18 protein-coding genes and 1 tRNA gene are annotated in these 24,882 nt (G+C 73.2%); 3 read left to right on the top strand and 16 right to left on the bottom strand.

Going from position 1 to position 24,882, the window contains the following annotated elements; genetic code table 11:
- Window positions 1-47: 47 nt before the first annotated feature.
- From J2W21_RS05635 to J2W21_RS05565, 15 genes are all read right to left on the bottom strand, one after another.
- Complete coding sequence (locus J2W21_RS05635) at window positions 48-338, bottom strand: AtpZ/AtpI family protein (protein WP_307113540.1); 291 nt, start codon at window positions 336-338, stop codon at window positions 48-50.
- On the bottom strand, window positions 331-852 hold the full coding sequence (locus tag J2W21_RS05630) for a hypothetical protein (RefSeq protein ID WP_307113539.1): 522 nt from the start codon (window positions 850-852) through the stop codon (window positions 331-333). Before J2W21_RS05630 ends, J2W21_RS05635 begins: the two co-directional genes overlap by 8 nt.
- A gap of 129 nt (window positions 853-981) precedes the next feature.
- The gene (locus J2W21_RS05625; RefSeq protein ID WP_307113538.1) at window positions 982-1,983 is read right to left on the bottom strand and encodes an MraY family glycosyltransferase; all 1,002 of its coding nucleotides are present in this window, start codon (window positions 1,981-1,983) and stop codon (window positions 982-984) included.
- Window positions 1,980-3,839, bottom strand: a complete 1,860-nt coding sequence (locus J2W21_RS05620; protein WP_307113537.1) for a polysaccharide biosynthesis protein — start codon at window positions 3,837-3,839, stop codon at window positions 1,980-1,982. Before J2W21_RS05620 ends, J2W21_RS05625 begins: the two co-directional genes overlap by 4 nt.
- 94 nt (window positions 3,840-3,933) lie before the next feature.
- Window positions 3,934-5,778 (bottom strand): glycosyltransferase, encoded by a 1,845-nt coding sequence (locus tag J2W21_RS05615; RefSeq protein ID WP_307113536.1) that lies wholly within the window; start codon window positions 5,776-5,778, stop codon window positions 3,934-3,936.
- On the bottom strand, window positions 5,775-6,545 hold the full coding sequence (locus J2W21_RS05610) for an L-threonylcarbamoyladenylate synthase (protein WP_373423074.1): 771 nt from the start codon (window positions 6,543-6,545) through the stop codon (window positions 5,775-5,777). Before J2W21_RS05610 ends, J2W21_RS05615 begins: the two co-directional genes overlap by 4 nt.
- A gap of 43 nt (window positions 6,546-6,588) precedes the next feature.
- Window positions 6,589-7,587, bottom strand: a complete 999-nt coding sequence (locus J2W21_RS05605; protein WP_307113534.1) for a N5-glutamine methyltransferase family protein — start codon at window positions 7,585-7,587, stop codon at window positions 6,589-6,591.
- The gene (gene prfA / locus J2W21_RS05600; RefSeq protein WP_307113533.1) at window positions 7,584-8,657 is read right to left on the bottom strand and encodes a peptide chain release factor 1; all 1,074 of its coding nucleotides are present in this window, start codon (window positions 8,655-8,657) and stop codon (window positions 7,584-7,586) included. Before prfA ends, J2W21_RS05605 begins: the two co-directional genes overlap by 4 nt.
- A 116-nt stretch (window positions 8,658-8,773) precedes the next feature.
- Window positions 8,774-10,942 carry a transcription termination factor Rho gene (gene rho / locus J2W21_RS05595; protein ID WP_307113532.1) on the bottom strand — a complete coding sequence of 723 codons (2,169 nt, stop codon included), beginning with the start codon at window positions 10,940-10,942 and terminating at the stop codon, window positions 8,774-8,776.
- 336 nt (window positions 10,943-11,278) lie between these two features.
- Complete coding sequence (thrB, locus tag J2W21_RS05590) at window positions 11,279-12,277, bottom strand: homoserine kinase (RefSeq protein WP_307113531.1); 999 nt, start codon at window positions 12,275-12,277, stop codon at window positions 11,279-11,281.
- Window positions 12,278-12,285: 8 nt separating this feature from the next.
- Window positions 12,286-13,398 carry a threonine synthase gene (thrC, locus tag J2W21_RS05585; protein ID WP_307113530.1) on the bottom strand — a complete coding sequence of 371 codons (1,113 nt, stop codon included), beginning with the start codon at window positions 13,396-13,398 and terminating at the stop codon, window positions 12,286-12,288.
- A complete protein-coding gene (locus tag J2W21_RS05580) occupies window positions 13,398-14,822 on the bottom strand; it encodes a homoserine dehydrogenase (RefSeq protein WP_307113529.1) in 1,425 nt (474 codons plus the stop codon). Before J2W21_RS05580 ends, thrC begins: the two co-directional genes overlap by 1 nt.
- A 59-nt stretch (window positions 14,823-14,881) precedes the next feature.
- On the bottom strand, window positions 14,882-16,384 hold the full coding sequence (lysA, locus tag J2W21_RS05575; protein WP_307113528.1) for a diaminopimelate decarboxylase: 1,503 nt from the start codon (window positions 16,382-16,384) through the stop codon (window positions 14,882-14,884).
- 3 nt (window positions 16,385-16,387) lie between these two features.
- A complete protein-coding gene (gene argS, locus J2W21_RS05570; protein ID WP_307113527.1) occupies window positions 16,388-18,046 on the bottom strand; it encodes an arginine--tRNA ligase in 1,659 nt (552 codons plus the stop codon).
- A gap of 46 nt (window positions 18,047-18,092) precedes the next feature.
- Window positions 18,093-19,415, bottom strand: a complete 1,323-nt coding sequence (locus tag J2W21_RS05565; RefSeq protein ID WP_307113526.1) for an MFS transporter — start codon at window positions 19,413-19,415, stop codon at window positions 18,093-18,095.
- 23 nt (window positions 19,416-19,438) lie between these two features.
- Here J2W21_RS05565 and J2W21_RS05560 point away from each other — a divergent pair, with 23 nt between their 5' ends.
- Window positions 19,439-19,675, top strand: a complete 237-nt coding sequence (locus tag J2W21_RS05560) for a DUF2630 family protein (RefSeq protein ID WP_307113525.1) — start codon at window positions 19,439-19,441, stop codon at window positions 19,673-19,675.
- Window positions 19,676-19,751: 76 nt separating this feature from the next.
- Window positions 19,752-19,824, top strand: a tRNA-Arg gene (locus J2W21_RS05555).
- 88 nt (window positions 19,825-19,912) lie between these two features.
- Here the strand turns inward: J2W21_RS05555 and J2W21_RS05550 are convergent.
- Window positions 19,913-20,587: a DJ-1/PfpI family protein gene (locus J2W21_RS05550; RefSeq protein WP_307113524.1), complete on the bottom strand. Its 675-nt coding sequence runs from the start codon at window positions 20,585-20,587 to the stop codon at window positions 19,913-19,915.
- Window positions 20,588-20,666: 79 nt separating this feature from the next.
- On the opposite strand from J2W21_RS05550, the gene hrpA reads away from it, so the two are divergent.
- On the top strand, window positions 20,667-24,827 hold the full coding sequence (hrpA, locus tag J2W21_RS05545) for an ATP-dependent RNA helicase HrpA (RefSeq protein WP_307113523.1): 4,161 nt from the start codon (window positions 20,667-20,669) through the stop codon (window positions 24,825-24,827).
- Window positions 24,828-24,882 lie beyond the last annotated feature (55 nt).

The raw sequence follows: 24,882 nt of genomic DNA, 5'->3' as shown, positions 1-24,882 counted from the left end.
GGGCGAGTGGCTTCGACCCCCACATGTGAAATTTTTCGGGTGCTCCATCAGCGACGGTCCGCCTCGGCGTCATCGCCTGGGCCCTGAGGCTCAGCGGGGCCCGTTCGGTGCGTGAAGAGCCCATGCTTCATGGTCAGGTAGATGCCGCCGGCAATCCCCACCAGAGCGCCAGCGAGCACAAGCCAGCGCGTTTTCAGGAGATTGTCCAGCCCCCACCCTATCAAACTCCAGACAACGATCCCGCCAATCACGTAGCTGAAGACGGCCATTCCAGAGTTGTAGCCGCCGTCGCCCTCGGGCTCCGCGGGGACCTGCCGGCCAGGGGTGTCCTCACGCATGGGGACCCTCCTGCCCGGACGACGGCGCGGCGTCGCCGCCTGCGTCGTGGCCGGCCGGGGCGTCGTCGAAGATCTGCAGCCGGAGCCTGCTGAACCCGTAGAGCTCGGCGGCCTGCCACACGACGACGCTCGCGATCCCGGCGGCGCCGAACCACGGACGGTCGATCCAGGCCGGGGTGCCGATCCAGAGCAGGATCGCGGCGAAGCCGACGATCTTGAGCACGTAGACGACGGCGAACACGCCGATGGCCCCGGACGGATTCCGCCGCCCCACGAGATGTCCCGCGAGGAGGCTCAGTGCGAAGAAGGCGATCACGATCACTGCTGCGAAGGCGACGCTGGCCGCGGCCGCGGGGCCGGTGAAGGCCAGGGCCGCCACCGCGAGCAGGACCGCTGCGGCGGCGGACGCCGCCGTGCAGGTGCCGGCGAGGCCGAGCCACGGGGTGCGTCCGGGGTCGGATCGGCCGACGCGGGAACGGCCGAAGAAGCCGTGCCGGTGCGTCATGGGGTCCATTTCATGCCAATTCGTCGGCGGCCTGCTGCCAGGAGGCCGGCGGGGGTGGGTGCTCCTCTATTCTACACAGGATAGAAGAGGGTCCTGCCGCGCCTGCGGAGGACGGGGCTGCCGTCCGGGGACCTCCCGTCAGGGGACCCGCCGCGCACCGCGGGCCCGGAGCCAGGTCGGGGAGGTCAGGTAGGCCAGGAGGACGGCGGCCGTCACCATCTGTGCGGCGAACACCCCGCCCGACGGCGCAGTGGCCGCGTAGAAGCCCGCGAGCCCGGTCAGGACGGACGCGGCGGTGACCACGAGCGAGACCTCGAGGTGCCCCAGGCCGTTGTCCGTGAGCCGCTGGTACACATGCTCGCGGTGCGAGGCGTACCAGCGCTTGCCCTGCAGCGTGCGCCGCACGAGCGTCGCGAACGTGTCCGCGAGGTAGACGAGCACGGGTGAGAAGACGTACTCGAGCGGGAGCTGGGCGAGGAATGCGGCGACGGCGGTGAACGAGATCCCCGCACCGAGGAGGTAGCTGCCCACGTCCCCCATGAACATCGATCCGCGCAGGAGGTTCCACGGGAGGAACCCGGCGAAGGCGGCCGCGAGCAGGACGCCCGCGACGACCAGCCAGCCGTGGCCGCTGGCGGCGCCCGCCGCCGCGTAGAGGACGCCCACGGCGACGGCGTGCAGCCCCGAGATGCCGTTGATGCCGTCCATGAAGTTGGCGACGTTGATGTAGGCGGCCACGGCGACCATGCCGAGCGGAAGCCACCACAGGCCCTTGCCCGTGGCGAGGATGATCGCCAGGGTGCCCGCGAACCCGACCGCCAGCTGGAGCCCGGCCCGGCTCGCGATGCGCAGGCCCCTCAGGTCCTCAGCCCACCCCACGGCGGCGGCCGCGACGGTGCCCGCCACGACGCACGCGGCCAGGGCGGCGCCGTCGGCCGCGAGGCCCGCTGCGAACGCGACGGCCCAGCCCGCGAGGAGGCCGATCCCGATGGTCAGCCCGAGCCCGCGCACGGTGGGGCGGGTGTGGGAGGAGCGCTCCCCCGGGACGTCGATGACGCCGAGGCGCGTCAGCACGGGCCGGGCGAGGACGGGCAGCGCCGCGCTGACGGCGAACGCCAGCGCCGCGGCGACGACGATCACGCCGCCCCCGACCCCGGGACGGCCTCGTGCGAGAGTTCTGTCTCCTCCTGCACCTGGGCCTCGATCATCGCCTCCTCGGTGCGCGCGCACTCGGCGAGCCAGCGGTCGTAGTCGAGGCGGTCCGGGGCGATGCCGGACGAGGTCGCGTGGGAGATCTTGGGATGGAGGGGTCGCACGTCCGCCACGTCAGGGTCCACGAGGTCCTCGTGCAGCTTCTCTGCGGGGCGCAGCCCCGTGAACACGACGTCGATGTCCTTGCCGGACATCGCGATCATGCGCTCGGCGACGTCGAGGATGCGGACCGGCTCGCCCATGTCGAGGATGAGCACCTCTCCCCCGCTGCCGATCGCACCCGCCTGGATGACGAGCTGGCAGGCCTCGGGGATGGTCATGAAGAAGCGCGTGACCTCGGGGTGGGTGACCGTGACGGGACCCCCGGTGCGGATCTGCTCGGAGAAGAGCGGGAGCATCGAGCCGCGCGAGCCCATGACATTGCCGAACCGGACCGAGACGTAGCGCCGGCCGGTGCGCCCCGCCATCCAGGCGGTGAGGCGCTCCGCCATCCGCTTGGAGTGCCCCAGGACGGTGGTGGGCGCCGCGGCCTTGTCGGTGGAGACATTCACGAACGCCTCGACTCCTACCGCCTCGGCCGCCCGCAGGACATTGAGCGTGCCGACGACGTTGGTCTTCCACGCCTCGGCCGGGTACTGCTGGAGCAGGGGCGCGTGCTTGAGCGCGGCAGCGTGGAAGACCACCTCGGGGCGACGGTCGCGGAAGACGCGGGTGAGGCCTTCGGCGTCGCGGATGCTCACGAGCACGGTGTCCCGGCCGTCCAGCAGGCCCCTGCCGGTCAGGGAGATCTGGGTGGCCTGGAGGGCGGTCTCGTCGTGGTCGACCATGATCAGCTCGGCCGGGGCGAACGGGTGGATCTGGCGGCACAGCTCGGAGCCGATCGAGCCGCCCGCACCGGTGACGAGGACGCGCTTGCCCGTGATGTACCCGGCGATCTCCTCGACCTTGATGTCCACGGGCCGGCGCCCGATGAGGTCCTCGACCGCGACCTCGCGGAAGTCGGTGACGCTGTGCGCACCGCCGCCGAGCATGTCCTTCAGCGGCGGGAGCACGAGCACCTTCACGCCGAGCCCGGCGACGCGGTCGGAGACCCCGCGGATGAAGGCCGCGTCAGCCGAGGCGAAGGCGAGGATGAGCGCCGTCGACCGCGTCCGGCGGATGATCTCGGGGAGGTCCTCGCCGGTCCCGAGGACCTGGACCGAGGAGACCCGCAGGTGCTTCTTGGCCGGGTCGTCGTCGATGAAGCCGGCCGGGTAGTACGGCGACTTGGGGTCCTGCATCATGCGGGTGACGAGGTTCGAGCCGAGGAAGCCGGCGCCGTAGACGAGGGCCTGCTGGGCGTTCTCGCCGGGCTTCTGCCGGCTCTCCACGAACATGCGCTTCGCGTACCGGCTCGCCGCCATGAACAGCGCTGCGAACGGGAATGCGATGACGCCCGTGCTGCGCGGGATCTGGAGGCTGAAGCCGAGGAATGTGCTCAGGAGCACGAGGATCGTCGCCACGATGAGCGTGACCGAGACGAGGAGCCGGGCCTCCTCGAACGAGCCGAAGCTGTACCGCCCCTGATACAGGGCCATGCTGAACCCGACGACTGCCTGGCACAGGATGGCGAGCAGGCTGAACGCCGCGACGCCGTTGGGCGTGAGGGTCTGCTCGGTGAGCTCGTAGCGGAGGACGACGGCGACGAGGATGGCCAGCGTCCATGCTCCGGCATCCAGGACGAACTGGATCCAGCGCCACAGCACCGGCCTCGGGGCCTCCGGCGTTGTTGCGGAGAAGCTCATGCGCGTTTCAGTGACTCTCTTCCATGGGGGCGTCCGGCGTGTGCCCCGCGTGCGTGTCCAAGATACTCTGCCGTGCCGGACGGCGCGTTCAGCCTCAGCTGCGCGGCGCGACCATGCGCCGGTAGCGGCCGGCGCGCACGGACGTGGGCAGGAAGCGGTAGACCGCGCGGATGCCCACGTTGCGCAGCCAGTCGGAACGGGTGATGAAGCCGCCTGCCAGGAGCTGGTCCTGGGTGGCGACGTCGTTCGCGAGGACCCGCAGGCCGCCGCGCCGCTCGTAGGCACCCCCCGAGACCCGGTAGCGCACGAGCGGCTCGGCGAGGTTGCGCACCGAGGCCCCGGCGGCGATCATGCGGGCCCACAGCCAGTAGTCCTCGGCAGCCGGCACCGACTGGTACCCGCCCACCGCCTCGGCAGCGGCGCGCCGGAAGACCACGGTGGGGTGCGAGATCGGGTTCCGAGCCCGGGCGGCGGCGCGGATCTGGGGCGGCGAGGTGGGGACCGACCGAGTCGCGAGGACCACCGCCTCGTCGTCGCCGATCTCCTCCATCGCGCTGCCGACCAGGTCGGCGCCGGCTTCGATGACGGGCAGCTGGGCCGCGAACCGGCGCGGCAGGGAGATGTCGTCCGCGTCGGCCCGGGCCACGACCGCGTGGCTGCACGCCGCCAGGCCGAGGTCGAGGGCGGCGGTGATGCCGACGTTGGCCGGCAGGGCCAGCACCCTGACCGCGGTGGCCGGCCCGGCGATGGCCTGCGCGTCGTCGAGGGCGCCCTGGAGCTCGGCGTGCACCGGTCCGTCGCGCACGATGACGGCCTCCGCCGGCGGCCGCTCCTGCTCGGCGGTGTTCGAAGCGAGGGCGCGCCGGAAGCGGTCGGCGGTGTCGCCGTCGTACACCGGCAGCAGCAGGCTGAACGGCTCCCCCGCCGCGAGCGGCGCCGCGGGCGGGAGCGCGGGCACGGGGCGGAGCGGGTAGACGCCCGCGAGGACCTCGGCATTGCTGCGCGGCGCGCGGAGCGCGTCCCGCATGCCCCGTGCGAGGCATCCGGCGAGGAGGCGCCGATCGGCGGACTTGGCGAAGGTCCGGGCCCAGATCCGTGCGGTCGCGTACGTGTACGCGAGCCGCTCCCACGGAGCCAGGGAGTGCGTGCGCCCGTAGAGCCAGAACCGGTTGCGGACCTCGTAGTAGAACCGCGGTCCCGGGTCGACGTCGGTCGTGCCGAACTTCTTGGTGTGGTGCGTGACCACCGAGGCCGGGACCTGGATCGCGTCGTGGAAGCGGGCGAGGCGCGTCGTGTACTCGAAGTCGTCGCCCCAGAGGAAGTAGTCCGCGACCGGCAGCCCGAGCGCCCGCACCGCGTCGCCGGCGAGGAAGCACGAGACGAAGGACGCGCTGCGGATCGGGCGCGCTCCGACGGCCGCGGCACGGCGGCGCTGCGCGGCCGTCACGCCGAGCCGCTCGCGCATGGAGTTCATGGGGTGCTCGCGCCCGTCGGTCCAGACGACGTGGCTGGCAAGCACCGTGGGCCGGTGCTCCGGAGCCTGCGCGTACCGTGTCCACGCGTCGACGGCCGCAGCGAGGGTGTCGGCGTGCGGCTCCGTGTCGTCATCCATGACCCAGACGAGGTCCGCATCGTGGTCGAGCACGGCCCGCTCGATCCCCACGGTGAAGCCGCCGGCGCCGCCCACGTTGGCGCCCAGCTCCACGAGGTCGATCGCCAGCGGAGTCTCGAGCGTGCGGACGAACTCGGCCGAGCCGTCCGTCGAGGCGTTGTCCACGACCACCACCGCCGCCGGCAGCATGGTCCCGGACGCGAGGCCCGCGAGGGTGCGCCCGAGCAGCTCCCGGCGGTTGAAGCTCACGACGACGGCGACGACGCGCGGAGGCGCCTCCGCCGTCTCGGCCGGACGGTGCGCGGGGGCGGATTCCGTGGCGCTCATGCGGGCGGGAGGTCTGCCTGGTCGCGGGCGGCCTCGACGGGCTCCCCCGGTGCCTCGGCAGGTGCTTCCTCGGCAGGTGCGCCGGCCGGCTCCTCGCCCAGGCCGAGCACGCCCGGGGCGACCTCGCGGATCGCCTCGAGGCTCAGGGCACCCTGGCGCACGACGCGCAGGTGATCGCCGGTGCAGTCGATGATCGTCGAGGGCAGCCCTGCGGAGGCGCCGGAGCCTCCGTCCGCCGGGCGGAAGCCCTCCTCGAGGTAGACCTCCACGCTCTCGGCCAGCTGCTCGCGGGCCTCCGCGGCGGTCTGGGCCGCGGGGTGGCCGGTGCGGTTCGCGCTCGAGACGGCGAGCGGGCCGGTGATGGTCAGGAGTGCCTGGGCGAGCTCGTCGTCCGGGATGCGCAGGGCCACCGTGCCCTTCGTCTCCCCCAGATCCCAGGTGAGCGAGGGCTGGGCGTGGAAGATGAGCGTGAGCGGCCCGGGCCAGAACCTCTCGGCGAGGGCACGGCCGGCGGCCGGGACCTCGGTCGCGAGGCCGTCCATGGTCTGCAGCCGCGGGATGAGCACGGGCGGCGGCATGGAGCGCCCGCGGCCCTTGGCGGCCAGGAGCGTGGCGACGGCCTGGGCGGAGAAGGCGTCGGCGGCGATGCCGTAGACCGTGTCCGTCGGCATCACGATGCACTGCTTCTGGGCGATCGCGCGCTGTGCGTGGGCGAGGCCCTCGGCGCGCTGCTGGGGATCGGTGCAGTTGTAGGTCGCGGTCGTCACGGCGACCATTCTTCCACGGGCTCCGCCGTGTCCCGTCCGTGCCTCACTGCCGCACGGCGCTCGTGGCGCGCGGGAGCCCGTTGAGGTCGGCATGGGAGCGCACCGCGGTCCAGTCCGGGCTCGACGACAGGCGCTCGGCGATGCGCCCGGCCTGCACCTCGGCGTGCTCCATGACCAGGAACCCGCCTGGGACGAGGAGCCGCGCGGCCGTGGCCGCAGCGGCGAGCGGGAGCTCGAGGCCGCCGTCCGCGCCCCCGTAGAGCGCCATCTCGGGGTCGTGCAGGGCTGCCTCCGGGTCCCGCGGCACCATGTCCGGGGGGATGTAGGGCGGGTTCGTCACGACCACGTCCACGGTTCCGTCCAGCTCCGGCAGCGCGGTGCGCAGGTCGCCGCGCACGAGCCGGACGCGCCCGCCCACCTCGGGCAGCGCGAGGTTCCGCGCGGCCCACGCGTGGGCGAGCTCGGACAGCTCCACGGCGTGGACGACGGCGCCGGGCGCCTCGTGCGCGACCGATGCGGCGATCGCCCCCGATCCGGTGCCGAGGTCGACGACGACGGGGCGCCGACGCGCCCGGGCCGGCCCGGCGGCGTCGGCCGTCCCCGCAGGCTCCGCGGCGAGCGCTGCCGGGAAGTGCTCCCCGATCCAGTCCAGGGCGACCTGGACGACGCCCTCGGTCTCGGGCCGGGGGACGAATACGCCAGGGCCGACGGCGAGGGTGAGGTGCCGGAAGTGGGCCGTCCCGGTGAGGTGCTGCAGCGGCACGCGCCGGGCGCGCTCCGCGACCAGGTCCCAGAACCCTTCCGGGACGGGATGGCCGGAGATCGCGAGAGCCCGCAGGCGCCCGAGGCCGCCGCCGCCCAGCTGGTCGCCCACGGGAGAGTGGGCGAGGAGGTGCTCCGCGAGGAGCTCGGCGTCGACGCGCGGGCTGGGCACGCCGGCCTCGGCGAGGACCGCGGCCGCGCGGCGCAGCGCGGCGCCGAGGTCGTCCTCCGTCCCCGGCCGCACTCCCCCGCCCGCCCTGCTCCCGGCGGCGTCGGTCATTCGCCGAGCGCCTCGAGCCGGTGCTGCTCGTCCATGTCGATGCAGGACTGGATGACCGGGCCGAGCTCGCCGTCCATCACCGTGTCGAGGTTGTAGGCCTTGTATCCCGTGCGGTGGTCGGCGATGCGGTTCTCGGGGTAGTTGTAGGTGCGGATGCGTTCGGAGCGGTCCATGGTGCGCACCTGGGACTTGCGCGCCTCGGCGTTCTCGGCGTCGATCTGCTCCTGCTGGTGCGCGAGCAGGCGTGAGCGGAGCACGCGCATCGCGGCCTCGCGGTTCTGCAGCTGGGACTTCTCGTTCTGCATCGCCACGACGATGCCCGTGGGCAGGTGGGTGATGCGCACGGCGGAGTCGGTCGTGTTGACGCTCTGGCCCCCGGGGCCCGATGAGCGGTAGACGTCGATCTTGAGGTCGTTGGCGCTGATCTCGATCTCCTCGGGCTCGTCCACCTCGGGGAAGACGAGGACGCCGGCCGCGGAGGTGTGGATGCGGCCCTGCGACTCGGTCACGGGCACGCGCTGGACGCGGTGCACACCGCCCTCGTACTTCAGGTGGGCGAACACGCCCTCGGCCGGGTCGTTGGAGGAGCCCTTGACCGCGATCTGGATGTCCTTGTACCCGCCGAGGTCGGACTCGGTCGAGGAGAGGACCTCCGTCTTCCAGCCCTTCGACTCGGCGTAGCGGGTGTACATGCGCGTGAGGTCGGCGGCGAAGAGTGCCGCCTCGTCGCCGCCTTCGCCGCCCTTGATCTCGAGGATCACGTTGCGGGCGTCGTTGGGGTCGCGCGGGATGAGGAGCCGGCGCAGCTTCTCCTGGGCGCTCTCGTGCCCCTCCTTGAGGACGGGGACCTCGGCGGCGAAGTCGGGGTCCTCCTCGGCCATCTCCTCGGCCGCCTCGAGGTCGTCGCCGAGCTGCTTCCAGCGGTTGTAGGCCTCGACGATGCCGTTGAGCTGGGCGGAGCGCCGCCCGAGCTTCCGAGCCAGCGCCTGGTCCTGGTAGACCGCGGGGTCGCTGAGCTGCTTCTGGATCTCGGCGTGCTCGTCCAGCAGTCCTTGCACGGACTCGAACATGTCAGGGGCCTTTCTGGGGACGGTGCAACTGGTCTGGGGAGCCGGTGCCGGCTCGAGGAGGGACGACGACGGCGGCCGGGCCCGGGGACTCCCGGGCCCGGCCGCCGTGGTGGGCGCTAGTGCCGGTCGCTCTCGCCCTTGCCGGCGAGCGTCGTCTTCTGCACCTGCAGGAGGAACTCGACATTGGACCCGGTCTCGCGGATCTTCGTGGTGAGCAGCTCGAGGGCCTGCTGCGTGTCGAGGCCCGAGAGCACACGGCGCAGGCGCCACATGATCTTGACCTCTTCCGGCGAGAGCAGGTTCTCCTCGCGGCGCGTGCCGGACGCGTTGACGTCCACGGCCGGGAAGATGCGCTTGTCCGCGAGGGCGCGGGACAGGCGGAGCTCCATGTTGCCGGTGCCCTTGAACTCCTCGAAGATGACCTCGTCCATCTTGGAGCCGGTCTCCACGAGCGCGGTGGCGAGGATCGTGAGCGAGCCGCCGTTCTCGATGTTGCGCGCCGCGCCGAAGAAGCGCTTCGGCGGGTAGAGCGCGGCCGAGTCGACGCCGCCGGAGAGGATGCGGCCCGAGGCCGGCGCGGCGAGGTTGTAGGCGCGGCCGAGGCGGGTCATCGAGTCGAGGAGCACCACGACGTCCATGCCCATCTCGACGAGGCGCTTGGCCCGCTCGATCGCCAGTTCGGCAACCGTCGTGTGGTCGTCGGCCGGACGGTCGAAGGTCGAGGCGATGACCTCGCCCTTGACGGAGCGCTGCATGTCCGTGACCTCTTCGGGCCGCTCGTCCACGAGCACCATCATGAGGTGGACCTCAGGGTTGTTGATGGTGATCGCATTCGCGATGGACTGCAGGATGAGCGTCTTGCCGGCCTTGGGCGGGGAGACGATGAGGCCGCGCTGGCCCTTGCCGATCGGCGCCACGAGGTCGATGACGCGGGGGCCGATCTTCTTGGGGTCGGTCTCGAGGCGGAGGCGCTCCGAGGGGTAGAGCGGGACGAGCTTGGTGAACTCGACCCGGTTCTTCATCTCCTCGGGGCTCTTGCCGTTGACGCTCGTGACGCGCACAAGGGCGTTGAACTTCTGGCGGTTGCCGTGCCGGCCGCCCTGTCCGCCGCCGGCCTGGCCGCCGCCCTGGTTCTCCTCGCCCTCGCGCGGGGCGCGGATCGCGCCCACCACCGCGTCGCCCTTGCGCAGGCCGTACTTCTTGACCTGGGTGAGCGGGACGTAGACGTCGTTCGGACCCGGGAGGTAGCCGGAGGTGCGGATGAAGGCGTAGTTCTCGAGCACGTCGAGGATGCCGGCGACCGGAAGGAGGACGTCGTCCTCGGTCACCTCGGTCTCGTCGAACTCGGGGCCGGCGCTGCGGCCTCGGCGGCGCTCGTTGCGGTCGCGGAAGCGGTCGTTGCGCCCGCCCTGCTGGGCCTCGTCGCGGTCGCGGCCACGGCGGTTGCGGCGCGAGCGGCGCGAGCCGCCCTCGTCACCCTCGCCCTCGTCGCGGCGGCGGTCCTGCTGGCGCTCGGAACGGTCCTGCTGGCGCTCGCCCTCGTCGCGGCGGCGCTCCTGGCGCTCCTGGCGCTCGGAACGGTCCTGCTGGCCGCGCTCGCGGCGGCCGCGGCCCTCGCCGGCCTCCTCGGGGCGACCGGCGGTCTCCGCCGGTGCGGCCTGGCCGGCCTCGGCGCGCTCGGGGGCGGCGGCCTCGGCCGCGGCTTCCTCGCGGGCGGGCTGGGCGCCCTCGGCGGCCCCCTGCACGGCCTCGGCGCGGCGGTTGCGGTTGCGGGTGCGGCTCGGGCGGGTGCCGGCCTCGGGGGCCTCCTGCGGCGCGGGGGCGGCCTCCGGGGCGGACGGCGCGGCCTCGGGGGCAGCGGCCGACGGCGCGGCCTCGGGCTGGGCGGCCTGCTCGCCGGCGGCGGGGGTCACGACCCCGTCGCTGCCCGCGCGGCGGCGGGTCCGCCCACGGCCGCGGGCCGGGGCAGCAGCCTCGGCGGGGGCCTCGGCCGCAGGGGCCTCCTGAGCGGGGGCGGGGGCCTGCGTCTCGGGCAGGGGAAGCTCGGCGGTGGCCTCGGCCTTCGCGGCTGGGCGGCGGCGCTCGGCGGGACGGCCCAGCGGCTCGCCCTTCTGGTGGGCGGTGATCGCGGCGACAAGGTCGCCCTTGCGCATGCGGGACCCACCGGTGATGCCCAGCTGGGACGCCAAGGCCTGCAACTGCGCGAGCTTGAGGCCGGCGATCCCCTTGGACTCGGACGCGGAGGAGGCTTCCACTGCTGGGTTCAGCTCAGTGGTCTGTGTCACGGATGGTCCTTCCGGAGTCGAGACGCCGGCTTCTCATGGGCCGGCGCATCGTGGTCGTGGCCGCCGACGAGAGCGGCGGCCAGGCTGTGGCGCTGCGAGGCCAGATGGCCGGGCAGCGTCGTAGTCATTCAGCCCGCCCCGAGCATGAGCTGCCGTCGATGCCGCTGCTGGCGCGCGGAGAGGCGCGGGCAGCAGGACCGAGGCACAGAGCTGGAGGGGCGGCACCCTTGGCACGAAGCTGGATCACGGAGGCGGCGCGCAGTGCCCGGGCCTAGTCGCCGAGGGCAGATTCACCACTGGAAATTTCACCGATGGAAATTTTACCGCTGAACAGATTTACCGTGGGTGCACGTCCACTCTAGCACCTTCGCGGTCCACGGCCAGACGCGCAACACGCCAGCGTGTCACTGAGACCGCGCCCTGCTCCGCGTCGAGCACGCCGTGGGCGAAGCGCTCGACGGCGGCCTGCACCTCGCGGGCCTCGTCCTCGCCGTCGGCGAGGGCCAGCACGGTCGGCCCTGCGCCCGAGACGACGGCGGCGTGGCCCTCAGCCCGCAGCGCGGCGATGAGCCGAGCGCTCGGCTCCATCGCGCTGGAGCGGTAGCTCTGGTGGAGGTAGTCCTCCGTAGCCGGCAGGAGCAGCGACGGGTCCTTCGTGAGCGCGTGCACGAGAAGGGCCGCGCGGCCGGCGTTCGCCGCGGCGGCGTGATGCGGGACCGAGGACGGCAGGAGCGAGCGGGCCAGCTCGGTCGAGAGCTCGAAGTCGGGGATCGCGACGATGGGCACCACGCTGGGCGCCACCTCGGCGATGGCCGTCCGGAAGGCCTCTCCGTCCTGCCACGACAGGGCGAGCGAGCCGTGGATCGCGGGCGCGACGTTGTCGGGGTGCCCCTCGATCTCGCTGCAGAGCTGGAGCGCCCAGGCCCGGTCCGGGCGGTCCTCGGGGGCGACGAGCGCCGCGGCCGCGAGGACAGCGGCGACCGTGGCCGAGGCGGACGAGCCGAGGCCGCGGCCGTGCGGGCTCACATTCTCGGCGGTCAGCGCCAGTCCACCGTGCCGGTAGCCCAGGCGCGCGAGCGCGGCCTCGAGTGTGCGGACCACGAGGTGGGTCTCGTCGCGCGGGAGGGTGTCGGCACCCTCGCCGCGCAGCTCGAAGGCGAGGCCGCCGCCGTCGGTCGTCTCGACGGTCACGGTGTCGTACATCGCGAGGGCCAGGCCGAGGCTGTCGTAGCCCGGGCCGAGGTTGGCGCTCGTCGCCGGCACGCGCACGGTGACGCGCTGCCCGGCGGCGACGGTGCGCAGCGACTCGGCGGCCGCCGTCGTCGGTGCCGTCATCGGCGGACCTAGGCCAGGCCCAGCGCGGCCGCGACGCTCACGACGTCGTTGCCCACCTTGACGGGCTCGACCTCGCCGCCGTCGGCGGTGCGGAGGGCCCACTGCGGGTCCTTGAGGCCGTGCCCGGTCACGGTGCAGACGATGGTCTTCCCCGTCGGGACGCGGCCGGCCGCCTGCATCTTGATCAGGCCCGCGACGCTCGCGGCGGACCCGGGCTCGACGAACACGCCCTCGCGCGCCGAGAGCCAGCGGTGCGCGGAGAGGATCTCCTCGTCGGTCACGGCGTCGATGAGGCCGCCGGACTCATCGCGGGCGGCGACAGCGGTCTCCCACGAGGCCGGGTTGCCGATCCGGATCGCGGTGGCGATGGTCTCGGGGTGCGTGATGGGGTGCCCGGCCACGAAGGGCGCGGCGCCGGCGGCCTGGAAGCCCCACATCACGGGCAGCCTCGTCGACACGGCCTCCAGCGTGCGCGGGGCCCCGCCGTCGAAGGCGTACTCCGTCGCCGTGGCGTACTCCTTGTAGCCCTTCCAGTACGCGGAGATGTTGCCCGCGTTTCCCACCGGGAGGACGTGGATGTCCGGGGCGTCGCCGAGGGCGTCGACGATCTCGAAGGCCGCGGTCTTCTGGCCCTGGATGCGGGCCGGGTTCACCGAGTTCACGAGGAAGACCGGGTAGGAGTCGGCGAGCTTGCGGGCGATCTCGAGGCAGTCGTCGAAGTTGCCGTCGACCTGGAGCAGGGTGGCGCCGTGCGCGATCGCCTGGCTGAGCTTGCCCATCGCGATCTTGCCCTCGGGCACGAGGACCGCACACGTGAGTCCGGCGGAGGTGGCGTAGGCGGCGGCGGACGCCGACGTGTTGCCGGTGGATGCGCACACCACGGCCTTGGCCCCGGCCTCGACGGCGGCCGTCATCGCCATCGTCATGCCGCGGTCCTTGAACGAACCGGTCGGGTTCATGCCCTCGACCTTGAGGTAGACCGTCGATCCGGTCAGCTCGGAGAGCTTCTGGGCGTGCACCAGCGGGGTGCCGCCCTCCCCGAGCGTGATCACGCGCGTCGAGGCGGTGACGGGCAGGCGGTCTGCATACTCGCGGATGACTCCGCGCCACTGGTGGGCCACTAGACTCCTTCGGCTCGCAGGACGCTCGTCACGGATTCGACGACGTCCAGGTTCTTGATGTCGGCCACGGTCGCCGCGAGTGCGGCCTCCGAGGCACGGTGGGTCACGAAGCGCAGCTCGGCACGGCGGCCCTGCCGCCCGTCGGCGCCCTCGGCGGCGGGCTCGGCCCCGTCGATCCGCTGGCGCATCGTCTCGATGGAGACGCCGTGCTCGGCGAAGACGGCGGCGACGCGGGCCAGGACGCCCGGCTGGTCGGCGACCTCGAGGCCGATGCTGTAGCTGGTGGTCACGGCCTCAGGGCCGACGAGCGGGAGCGTGCGGGTGGCCGTGCCGGTCCGGCCGGGCGAGCCGGCCAGCAGGCGCCGCGCCGTGGTGACGACGTCGCCCATGATCGCGGACGCGGTCGGGGCGCCGCCGGCGCCGGCGCCGTAGAACATGAGCGAGCCGGCGTTCTCGGCCTCGATGAACACTGCGTTGTACGCCCCTCTGACGGCGGCGAGCGGGTGGGTGCGGGGCAGCAGTGTGGGGTGGACGCGCACGCTGACGCCCTCGCGCGGGGCAGGGGCGGCGCCGTCGGCCGCGCGCTCGGCACTGCCCGCGGGCTCCAGCGGGACGAGCTCGGCGATCGCGAGGAGCTTGATGGTCAGACCGGCGTCCTGGGCTGCGGCGATGTCGGCGGCGCTCACGTTCGTGATGCCCTCGCAGCGCACGTCGTCGAGCGAGACGCGGGTGTGGAACGCGAGCGATGCGAGGATGGCGGCCTTCGCCGCGGCGTCGAGCCCCTCGACGTCGGCGGTCGGGTCCGCCTCGGCGTAGCCAAGGCGCTGGGCCTCGGCCAGGACGTCGGCGAACTGCGCGCCGGTCGTGTCCATCGCGTCGAGGATGAAGTTCGTGGTGCCGTTGACGATCCCGAGCACGCGCGTGATGCGGTCGCCGGAGAGGCTCTCCCGGATCGGGCGGATGATCGGGATCGCCCCGGCCACGGCGGCCTCGAAGTTGAGCTCGGCCCCGTTGGCGTCGGCCTCGTCGAACAGCGTTGCGCCGTCCTGCGCGAGGAGGGCCTTGTTCCCGGTGACGACGGAGGCGCCGCGGCGCAGGGCCGCGAGGATGTGGGTGCGCGCGGGCTCCATACCGCCCATCAGCTCGATCACGAGGTCGGCGGAGCCCACGAGGCCCTCGGCGTCGGTCGTGTAGAGCTCGCGCGGGAGCTCGACGTCGCGGGGCGCGTCCACGTTGCGCACGGCGATGCCGACCAGTTCGAGCCTTGCCCCGGCGCGGGCGGCGAGCGCCTCGGCGTCGTCCAGGAGGATGCGGGCCACCTGGGAGCCCACGGTGCCTCCGCCCAGCAGCGCCACCTTCAGCACCCGCCGCGTCCCGGCCTCCGGCTGCAGTCCGGGCTGGGGGGCCTCGCTGATCTCCGTCATGGTCGCTCCCATCGTCGTCTCTCCCACGGTTCCTGGCCTCGCTTTCCCGCCTGCGGCGGTCATGCTCCCATGTCGCGGGAGAGCAGGTCCTCTTCGGTCTCGCCCCGCACGATCCAGCGGGCCGCGCCGTCACGGACGGCCAGCACGCCGGGGCGCGCGAGGTAGTTGTAGTTGCTCGACAGCGCCCAGCAGTAGGCCCCGGTCCCCGGCACGGCCAGGAGGTCGCCGGCGCGCACGTCCGCGGGCAGGTAGGCGTCGCGGACCACGATGTCGCCGCTCTCGCAGTGCTTGCCCACCACCCGGGCCAGCTGCGCCGGGGCGTCTGAGGTCCGGTTGGCGAGGACCACGGAGTAGTCGGCGTCGTACAGGACGGGGCGGGCGTTGTCGCTCATGCCGCCGTCGACCGAGATGTAGCGGCGCACGGCCGTGCCGCCGCCCTCGGGACGATCGACGACGACGTCCTTGATGGTCCCCACCTCGTAGAGGGTGAAGGTCGTGGACCCGACGATCGCACGGCCCGGTTCGATCGAGATGCGCGGGACGGCGATGGCGAGCCGCTCGCACGTGGCGCGCACGACGCCGGCCAGCGCCTGGGCGATCTCGGCCGCCGGCCGCGGCGCGTCCCCGGGGAGGTAGGCGATGCCGTAGCCGCCGCCGAGGTCGAGCTCGGGCAGCGCGACCCCGTACGCCGCGCGCATCGCGGCGACGAACTCGAGCAGCCGCACGGCCGCTGCCTCGAAGCCCTCGGGTTCGAAGATCTGCGAGCCGATGTGGCAGTGGACGCCGAGGAGCTCGATGCTGTCGTGGCCGGCCGCGGCCGCGACGGCCTCCTCGGCCATGCTCGCGGCCGCCTCGGAGGCTGCGCCGGCGAAGTCCGCGCTGGCCGTCCCCGGGGCCATGGAGAGGCCGAACTTCTGGTCCTCGTGGGCGGTGGCGATGAACTCGTGCGTGTGCGCGTGCACCCCCGGGGTGAGCCGGAGCATGACCTTGGCGCGCGGGGCCTCGCTGCCGGGGGTGTCGGTGCCTCGGGCCGCCGCGATCGCCGCGACGCGCTCGAGCTCGTCGAGGCTGTCCACGATGATGCGGCCCACGCCCAGCTCGAGGGCGCGGGCGATCTCGGCGTCGGACTTGTTGTTGCCGTGCAGCCCGATGAGCTCGCCCGGCGTGCCGGCGCGGGCGGCGACGGCGAGCTCGCCGCCAGAGGCGGTGTCGAGGCGCAGGCCCTCCTCGCGCACCCACGTGGCCACGGCCGTGCACAGGAAGGACTTGCCCGCGTAGTAGACGTCCACTCCCCCGCAGAGGTCGGCGAACGCGGTGTCGAAGGCGTTCTTGAAGGCGCGTGCCCGGGCCCGGAAATCGGCCTCGCTCAGGACGAAGACCGGGGAGCCGTGGGCGGCCTTGATCTTCCCCACCGGAAGCCCTGCCACGGTGAGCTGGCCGTCCGGGCCGCGCTCGGCGTCGTGCGCCCACAGCGCGGGGACGAGCCGGTTGGGGTCGTCGGGGACCCCGAGCCAGGAGGGGGCGAGCGGCGAGGCGGCGCCGGCGGCCGTCGTCTCGGCCACGGGCTACATCCTCTCCGGTGCGGAGACGCCCAGGAGGCCGAGCCCGTTGGCGAGGACCTGGCTCGTGGCGTCGTTGAGCCACAGGCGCGTGCGGTTGAGGTCGGTGACCTCCTCGTCGCCCTGGGGCGCGATCCGGCAGTTGTCGTACCACGAGTGGTAGGCGCTCGCGATCGACTCCAGATGGCGCGCCACGCGGTGCGGCTCGCGGAACTCCGCGGACTTGGCCACGATCGACGGGTACGCCGCGAGGTGGGCCAGGAGGTCGTTCTCGCTCGGGTGGGTCAGCAGGGCGGCGTCGAACACATCCGTCCCGTCCACGGTCCGGGCCACCCCGGCGGCCTCGGCGTTACGGGCTGCGCCGCGGGAGCGCGCGTGGGCGTACTGGACGTAGAACACGGGGTTCTCGTTCGAGTTCTTCTTCAGCAGCTCGGGGTCGAGGGTGAGGGGCGAGTCTGCGGGGTAGCGGGCGAGGGAGTAGCGCACCGCGTCCTTGCCGAGCCACTCGATGAGGTCCTTGAGCTCGATGATGTTGCCCGCGCGCTTGGACAGCTTGGCCCCGTTGACGGAGACGAGCTGGCCGATGAGCACCTCGATGGCCGCCTCGGGGTCGTCGCCGGCGCACGCCGCAATGGCCTTGAGCCGGTTGACGTAGCCGTGGTGGTCGGCGCCGAGGAGATAGACCTTCTCGGCGAAGCCGCGGTCCTTCTTCGAGAGGTAGTAGGCGGCGTCGGCGGCGAAGTAGGTCGGCTCGCCGTTGGCCCGGATGAGGACGCGGTCCTTGTCGTCGCCGAAGTCGGTGGTGCGCAGCCACACCGCGCCGTCGGCATCGAACACGTGGCCCTGCTCGCGCAGGCGCTTGACGGCGGTCTCGATCGCGCCGGACCCGTGCAGCCCCTCCCTCTCGGAGAAGTAGACGTCGAACGTGACGTCGAACTCTGCAAGGGTGGCCCTGATGTCCTTCATCTGCGCGGCGTAGGCCGCCTCGCGCACGATCGGCAGCGCGGCCTCGTCGGTCAGCTCGCGCACGTCCGGATGGGCAGAGAGCACCTCGTGGCCGAGATCGACGATGTACTGGCCCGGGTAGCCGCCCTCGGGGACGTCGCGCCCGTGCAGGCGGGAGAGCACGGAGTTCGCGAAGACGTTCATCTGGTTGCCCGCGTCGTTGATGTAGTACTCGCGGGTGACGTCCGCTCCCGAGGCCCGCAGGACGCGCGCGATCGAGTCGCCGAGGGCCGCCCAGCGGGTGTGCCCGATGTGCAGGGGGCCGGTGGGGTTGGCGGAGACGAACTCCATGTTGATGACGTGGCCCGCGAGCGCCTCGTTCGTGCCGTAGGCGGCGCCGGCCTCGACGATCGCCTTGGCGAGCGCGCCGGCGGCGGCGGCGTCGAGGGTGACGTTGAGGAAGCCCGGCCCGGCGATGTCGACCGAGGCGACGCCCTCCACCGTGGCGAGGCGCCCGGCGATGAGCTCGGCGAGCTGCCGCGGAGGCATGCCGGCCCGCTTGCCCAGCTGGAGCGCGATGTTGGTGGCCCAGTCCCCGTGGTCGCGGTTCTTCGGGCGCTCCACGCGGATCTCCTCCGGCACGTCCACAGAGATCTCGCCGGCGCGCACGGCGTCGGCGAGGCAGGCAGAAATGGCGGAGGAAAGTTCTTCGGGAGTCACCCCCCTAGCCTACCGGCGCGGCGTGTCCGCGCTGAAACTGCGCCCGTCATGGTCCCGGCCGTCCGCGCCCGGAGGCCGCGGGCTCGGTTCCCCGCCGGACGACCACGCCGGGGTGCTCGTCGATGAAGTGCGGGCGGCTGATGACCCAGCCCGAGACGCCGAGGACCGCGAGGGTGAGGCCGAGGAACGCGAACGAGGCCGTCCAGGCGCCGGTCGCGTCGTGGAGGAGGCCGACGGCGAGCGGGCCCGCGCAGGCCACGACGTAGCCGACCCCCTGGGCGAAGCCCGACACGGCGCCGGCCGCCTGGTGGGACCGGGTGCGCAGGTTGACGAGGACGAGCGCGAGAGGGAACGTGGCGGGGCCCAGCCCTGCGAGCGTGGACCACAGCCAGGTCGCGGCGCCGGGGGCGAGGGCCAGGCCCAGGTAGCCGGCGGCGAACGTCGCGACGCCGAAGGCGACGACCGGGAACGGGTTGCGGAGCCTGGCCGCCAGGACCGGGACCGCGAGGCTGAGCGGCAGCCCGAGCCCGGCGAACAGCGAGAGCTGGAACCCCGCGGCCGCGGCGTCCAGCCCCGCGGCGCCGACGATCGAGGGCAGCCACGCGAACATCGCGTAGGTGTTCAGCGACGTGCAGCCGAACAGCAGGGCGAGCGCCCAGGCGGCGGGCGAATGCCACGGGCGGACGACCGCGCGCGGCGGGCGGCCGCCGTCGTCCGCGGCCCCCGCCGGGGTCGCCGCAGCGGCAGCCCCGGCGGCGGCCGCCCTCGCCCCGCCCCCGCGGCGGGCGGGCCAGACGGTCAGCCAGGGCAGGACCGCGAGGACGTTGACGGCCGCCCACCAGCCCAGGGAGGCCCGCCATCCGGCCGCGTCGGCCACGGGCACCGAGAGCAGCGGCGGCACGGTGGTCCCGACGTTGATGACCGTCACGTACAGGGCCGTGAGGAGCCCGACGCGGTCGGGGAAGTACTTGCGCACCATGGGGGGCAGGACCACGTTGCCCGCGCCCATGCCGGCGAGCGCGAGCGCGGACCCCGTGAGGAACAGCCCCGTCCCGGGGGCCACTGCCCGGATGACCTGGCCGGCCGCCGCGGCCGCCATCGCCGCGACCGCGATGGCCTCGACGGTCCAGGCGCGCATGAGCAGCGGCGTGAGGAGGCCGGCGACGCCGAACAGCGCGGTGGGGAGCATGCCGAGGATGCCCACGAGCCACGAGGGCAGGAACATCTCCCCCGCGATGCGGTCGGTGAGCGCCGGCACGCTCGTCACGGCGATGCGGAGGGTGAATGCCACGGCCAGCAGGCCGACGAGGACGAGGATGCGGCCCCGCCAGGGCCTGCGCCCCCGGGTCCCCCCATGTTCTTCTGCCACCCCCTGACGCTATCGTGCTGGTCATGGACAAGGACATCCAGGACCGCATCCGCCAGCTCATCGACGAGGAGCACTCCCTCCGCGGCACGCCGGGGGCGGGCAGCGCCGAGAGGGGCACGGGCCGCCTCGGCGAGGTGGAGGCGCAGCTCGACCAGTGCTGGGACCTCCTGCGCCAGCGCCGCGCCAAGCGCGAGTTCGGCGAGGACCCCGACGAGGCCAGCGTGCGCCCCGCGGACGTCGTGGAGAACTACAAGGAGTAGCGCCGGCCGCCCCGGTTTGCGCGGCGCCCCACAGCACCTGATAAGCTCGGTGAGTTCCCGCGAGGGAACACGAGTTGCCCTCGTAGCTCAGTGGATAGAGCGTCTGCCTCCGGAGCAGAAGGCCGTAGGTTCGAATCCTATCGAGGGCACCGCTGCACCCCCGGTCCGATGGACCGGGGGTGCTCTGTTGTGTCCCCCGTCCCCGCCCGTCCAAGACGAGCGAGCCCGGGGCCCGGTCTAGCCGAACAGCTCCGGGACCGCGGCCGGGTCGCGGTCCCGCCAGAACCGCAGCCAGGTGCGGGCCCGGGCGTCCGAAAGCGCGCCGAGCTCGGCCATGACCGCGGCGGCGAAGTCCGTCGGCGCCCACGAGCCCGCCGTGACGATCGTCCCGCCCTCCGGGGTGCTGCCGCGGACGGCGTGCGGAAGCGCCGTGAAGCGCGAGCTGCCGCCGTAGCCGGGCCAGCGCTCGAGCTGGCCCAGGTCGTTGCCCGTGTGCTCGACGTCGTCGAGGAGCCCCGCGCCGCCGAGCGCGTCGACGGCGCCGCAGATGGCCGCCACGAGCGCGCCCTGCTCCTTGCGCCGTGCGGCGAGCGCGAGGGCGGCACCGTTGGCGTCATCGTCGTACCACGAGGTCCCGCCGCAGAGCACGAGCGCGTCGAACGGCTCGTCGGCGACGTCCGCGAGCGCGGCGTCGGGCCCCACCCGGAGGCCGCCCATGCTCGTCACCGCCTCCCCGGCCGCCGTGGCCGTCACGACGACGGCGGGCAGCGCCGTGACGCCGTGCTGGCGCAGCTCGCTCATGAGGTGCCCGACCTCCCAGTCGGCCATGCCCTCGGGCAGATAGACCAGCACCCGCAGGCCGCGGCCGCCCTCGGCCGGCGGTGCACTCTGACGTCCAGATTCCGTCTCCATGCCGCCACGCTATGGCGCCCTGCGGACAGGGCATGTCCGCAGCGGCCCACGGGACCGGCAGCACTAGACTGGGTCAGCCATGGCCCTGACGATCACGTATCCCGCCGCCCTCCCGGTCTCCGAGCGCCGCGACGAGCTCATGGAGGCCATCGCCGCGAACCAGGTCACGATCATCGCCGGCGAGACCGGCTCGGGGAAGACCACGCAGATCCCCAAGATGTGCCTCGAGCTCGGCTTGGGCGAGAAGGGCCTGATCGGCCACACCCAGCCGCGCAGGCTTGCCGCGCGCACCGTCGCCGAGCGCATCGCCGAGGAGCTGGACGTCGAGCTCGGCGCCGAGGTCGGCTTCCAGGTCCGCTTCACGGGCGAGGTCGGGCCCGAGACCAAGGTCAAGCTCATGACCGACGGCATCCTGCTCGCCGAGATCCAGCGCGACAGGCTCCTGAGGCGCTACTCGACGATCATCATCGACGAGGCCCACGAGCGCAGCCTCAACATCGACTTCATCCTCGGCTACCTCAAGCGGGTGCTCCCCCAGCGGCCGGACCTGAAGGTCATCATCACCTCCGCGACCATCGACCCGGAGCGCTTCGCCCGGCACTTCGCGCGGGAGGTGCCAGGGGCAGAGCCCGAGCCCGCCCCCATCGTCGAGGTCTCGGGCCGCACGTACCCGGTGGAGATCCGCTACCGCCCGCTCGTTGCCGAACCGGCCGGCCCCGAGGATGAGGACGACTCCGTCGCCCGGAGCGACGACGCCCTCGAGGAGGACAGGGACCCTGTCGACGCGGTGTGCGACGCGGTCGACGAGCTCTCCCGGGAGGCGCCCGGCGACATCCTCATCTTCTTCTCGGGCGAGCGGGAGATCCGCGACGCGGCCGAGGCCCTGGCCGGCTCGATCCAGAAGAACCCCCGCATGGCCGGGGCGGAGATCCTGCCCCTGTTCGCCCGGCTCTCGCTCGCCGAGCAGCACCGCGTGTTCACGCCCGGCGGGAAGCGGCGGATCGTGCTGGCCACGAACGTGGCGGAGACCTCGCTGACCGTCCCCGGCATCAAGTACGTCATCGACACCGGCACGGCCCGCATCTCGCGCTACTCGCACCGCACCAAGGTCCAGCGCCTGCCGATCGAGCGGGTCTCGCAGGCCTCGGCCAACCAGCGCGCCGGCCGCTGCGGGCGCGTCTCGGACGGCATCTGCATCCGCCTGTACTCCGAGGAGGACTTCCTCTCCCGCCCCGAGTTCACCGACCCCGAGATCCTGCGGACCAACCTCGCCGCCGTGATCCTGCAGATGACCGCGATGGGGATCGCCCGCGGGCCCAAGGACGTCGCAGCCTTCCCCTTCGTGGAGCCGCCCGAGTCGCGCGCGATCAACGACGGCGTGACCCTCCTGCGCGAGCTCGGCGCCCTCGCCGACGGCAAGGACCAGGATGCCGGTGGTGCGCCCTCCGCGGAACCTGCGCACGACGGCGGGCGCGGCCGCCGCGGGCACCGCACCCCGGGCGGGGGTACGGCAGGTGGGAGCACAGCGCGGGGCGGCCTGACCGCCGTCGGCCACCAGCTCGCCCAGCTGCCGGTGGACCCTCGGCTGGGCCGCATGATCGTCGAGGCGGCGCGGCGCGACTGCGTCCGCGAGGTGATGGTCCTCGCCGCGGCCCTGACGATCCAGGACCCCCGCGAGCGCCCCTCGCAGGAGACCGGCAAGCGGCAGGCCGCCGACGAGAAGCACGCCCGGTTCAAGGACGAGAACTCCGACTTCACGGGCTACCTGAACCTCTGGAACTACCTCCAGGAGCAGCAGCGCGAGCTGTCCTCCTCGGCGTTCCGGCGCCTGTGCAAGGCCGAGTTCATCAACTACCTGCGGGTGCGGGAGTGGCAGGAGCTGTTCCAGCAGCTGCGCCAGCTCGCCCGGCCGCTGGGGATCTCCCTGTGGCAGGGGCGCGACACCGATCCGGTGGGACGGCACGACGCCGTCCACCAGGCCCTCCTCGCGGGCCTCCTGAGCCACATCGGGCTCCTCGACGAGCGCAAGCGCGAGTACGTCGGCGCGCGCGGGACCCGGTTCGCGATCTTCCCGGGGTCGGCCCTGTTCAAGAAGAGCCCCACGTACGTGATGGCCGCGGAGCTCGTCGAGACGAGCCGCCTGTGGGCCCGGACCGCGGCGAAGATGGACCCGGCCTGGGCCGAGCTCGTGGCCCCGCACCTCGTCAAGCACACCTACTCCGAGCCGCACTGGTCCAAGCGCTCGGGCTCGGTCATGGCGTACGAGAAGGTCACGCTCTACGGCGTCACCCTCGTCGCGCAGCGCCGCGTCAACTACGCCCGCATCGACCCGGCGCTCGCGCGCGAGCTGTTCATCCGGCACGCGCTCGTCGAGGGCGACTGGCACACGCGGCACCACTTCTTCAAGCGGAACCAGGCGCTCCTGACGGAGGTCGAGGAGCTCGAGACGCGCATGCGCCGCCCCGGGCTGCGCGTGGACGACGAGGCGCTGTTCGAGTTCTACGACGCGCGGGTGCCGGCGTCCGTGGTCTCGGAGCGGCACTTCGACGCGTGGTGGAAGAAGGCCCGGCACGAGGACGAGCACCTGCTCGACTTCGACCGCGCGCTGCTGCTGGGCGAGGACGCCGAAGGCTCGGCCGCGGCCGCCGACACCGCCTACCCGACCGCGTGGCGGCAGGGCGGCTTCGACCTGCCGCTGGCCTACGAGTTCCATCCCGTCGCCCCCGGCGGGACCCCGGACCCGGCCGACGGCGTGACCGCCGAGGTCCCCGTGCTGTTCCTCAACCAGCTCGACCCCGAGCCGTTCCGCTGGCAGATCCCCGGGCTGCGCACCGAGCTCGTCACCGCGCTCATCAGGTCGCTGCCCAAGCAGGTGCGCAAGGGCTTCGTGCCGGCCCCCGACGTGGCGCGGCAGGCCGTCGCGGCCCTCGACGCCGACTTCGACCCGGACACGGACGCGCTCGAGGAGTCGCTCGAGCTCGTCCTGCGCCGGCTCAAGGGGCAGATCATCCCGCCGGGCTCGTGGAACTGGGACGCCGTCCCGCCCCACCTGCTCATGTCCTTCAACGTCGTCGACCCGAAGGGCACCGTGCTCGGCGCCGGGAAGGACCTCGCCGCCCTGCAGGAGCAGCTCGCCCCGGCCACCCGGCGCGCGATCGCCGAGTCCCTCGGCGCGACCCCCGCCACCACGTCGCCGAAGTCACCCCGCGGAGGCGCGAAGTCACCCCGCGGAGGCGCGAAGTCACCCCGTGGGACCGAGACGTCACCCGGTGGACACGCGACGTCACCCCGTGGAGGCACGACGGCGGCGGGCGCCTCGGGCGGCCCGGCCGGCGGCGGCTCTGGCCTGGCCGAGCGCAGCGGACTGACGGAGTGGAGCGTGGGGACGATCCCGCGGACGGCGAGCACCGTCGTCGCCGGCCACACCGTGACCGGCTATCCCGCCCTCGTCGACGAGCAGCGCACCGCGACGGCGCCGCGCGGCACCGCCGGGCTGCGCGTGTTCCAGACCGAGGAGGACCAGCTGCGGGCGCACCGCGGCGGGGTCATCCGCCTGCTCGCGCTACGGATCCCGGCGCCGGACCGGTACGTGCTCGAGCACCTCAACAACCGCGAGAAGCTCACGTTCAGCCAGAATCCGCACGGCTCGGTCGCGGACCTCATCGCCGACTGCGCGGTCGCCGCAATCGACAGGCTCGTGCCGGCCCAGCTGCCCTGGGACCGCGCCGCCTTCGACGCGCTCTACGACCAGGTGCGCGCCGAGCTCATCGACACGGTCTTCAAGGTGACCGCGATCGTCGAGCAGGTCCTTGCGTCCTCGCTGCGGATCGGCAAGGCCCTCAAGGGCTCCACGAGCCTCGCGCTCGTGAGCGCGCTGAACGACGTCAAGGCCCAGCTCGAGCAGCTCGTCTACCCGGGCTTCGTCGCGAGGACCGGCTACGCGCAGCTCGAGCACCTCCCCCGCTACCTCCGGGCGATCGAGCGCCGGCTCGAGAAGCTCCCGACCAACGTCCAGCGCGACGCCGTCTCGATGGCCACGGTCCAGCGGCTCGAGGACGACTACGACGACGCCGTGGCGGCGCTCGCCCCGACGGGCCGGAACCAGGCCAAGCTGTCCACCGTGCGGTGGATGATCGAGGAGCTGCGGGTGAGCCTCTTCGCCGTCGAGCTCGGCACCGCCGGCAAGGTCTCGGAGAAGCGGGTGCGGCAGGCGCTCAACGAGGCGCTCGCTCCGGCGTAGCCCACCTACGGGGTGACCTCGCCCACCCACGGGGCGACCTCGCCCACCCACGGGG

It is taken from the genome of Sinomonas atrocyanea (assembly GCF_030811715.1).
In the GTDB taxonomy this organism is placed as follows: Bacteria; Actinomycetota; Actinomycetes; order Actinomycetales; family Micrococcaceae; genus Sinomonas; species Sinomonas atrocyanea_A.
This window is presented reverse-complemented; position numbering and strand designations above follow the sequence as displayed.

What these genes read in the sequence shown, in the direction of transcription:
- J2W21_RS05635 (WP_307113540.1), bottom strand. Translation starts at nt 338, where the DNA reads ATGCGTGAGGACACCCCTGGCCGGCAGGTCCCCGCGGAGCCCGAGGGC.
- J2W21_RS05630 (WP_307113539.1), bottom strand. Translation starts at nt 852, where the DNA reads ATGGACCCCATGACGCACCGGCACGGCTTCTTCGGCCGTTCCCGCGTC.
- J2W21_RS05620 (WP_307113537.1), bottom strand. Translation starts at nt 3,839, where the DNA reads ATGAGCTTCTCCGCAACAACGCCGGAGGCCCCGAGGCCGGTGCTGTGG.
- J2W21_RS05615 (WP_307113536.1), bottom strand. Translation starts at nt 5,778, where the DNA reads ATGAGCGCCACGGAATCCGCCCCCGCGCACCGTCCGGCCGAGACGGCG.
- J2W21_RS05605 (WP_307113534.1), bottom strand. Translation starts at nt 7,587, where the DNA reads ATGACCGACGCCGCCGGGAGCAGGGCGGGCGGGGGAGTGCGGCCGGGG.
- prfA (WP_307113533.1), bottom strand. Translation starts at nt 8,657, where the DNA reads ATGTTCGAGTCCGTGCAAGGACTGCTGGACGAGCACGCCGAGATCCAG.
- thrB (WP_307113531.1), bottom strand. Translation starts at nt 12,277, where the DNA reads ATGACGGCACCGACGACGGCGGCCGCCGAGTCGCTGCGCACCGTCGCC.
- J2W21_RS05580 (WP_307113529.1), bottom strand. Translation starts at nt 14,822, where the DNA reads ATGACGGAGATCAGCGAGGCCCCCCAGCCCGGACTGCAGCCGGAGGCC.
- J2W21_RS05560 (WP_307113525.1), top strand. Translation starts at nt 19,439, where the DNA reads ATGGACAAGGACATCCAGGACCGCATCCGCCAGCTCATCGACGAGGAG.
- J2W21_RS05550 (WP_307113524.1), bottom strand. Translation starts at nt 20,587, where the DNA reads ATGGAGACGGAATCTGGACGTCAGAGTGCACCGCCGGCCGAGGGCGGC.
- hrpA (WP_307113523.1), top strand. Translation starts at nt 20,667, where the DNA reads ATGGCCCTGACGATCACGTATCCCGCCGCCCTCCCGGTCTCCGAGCGC.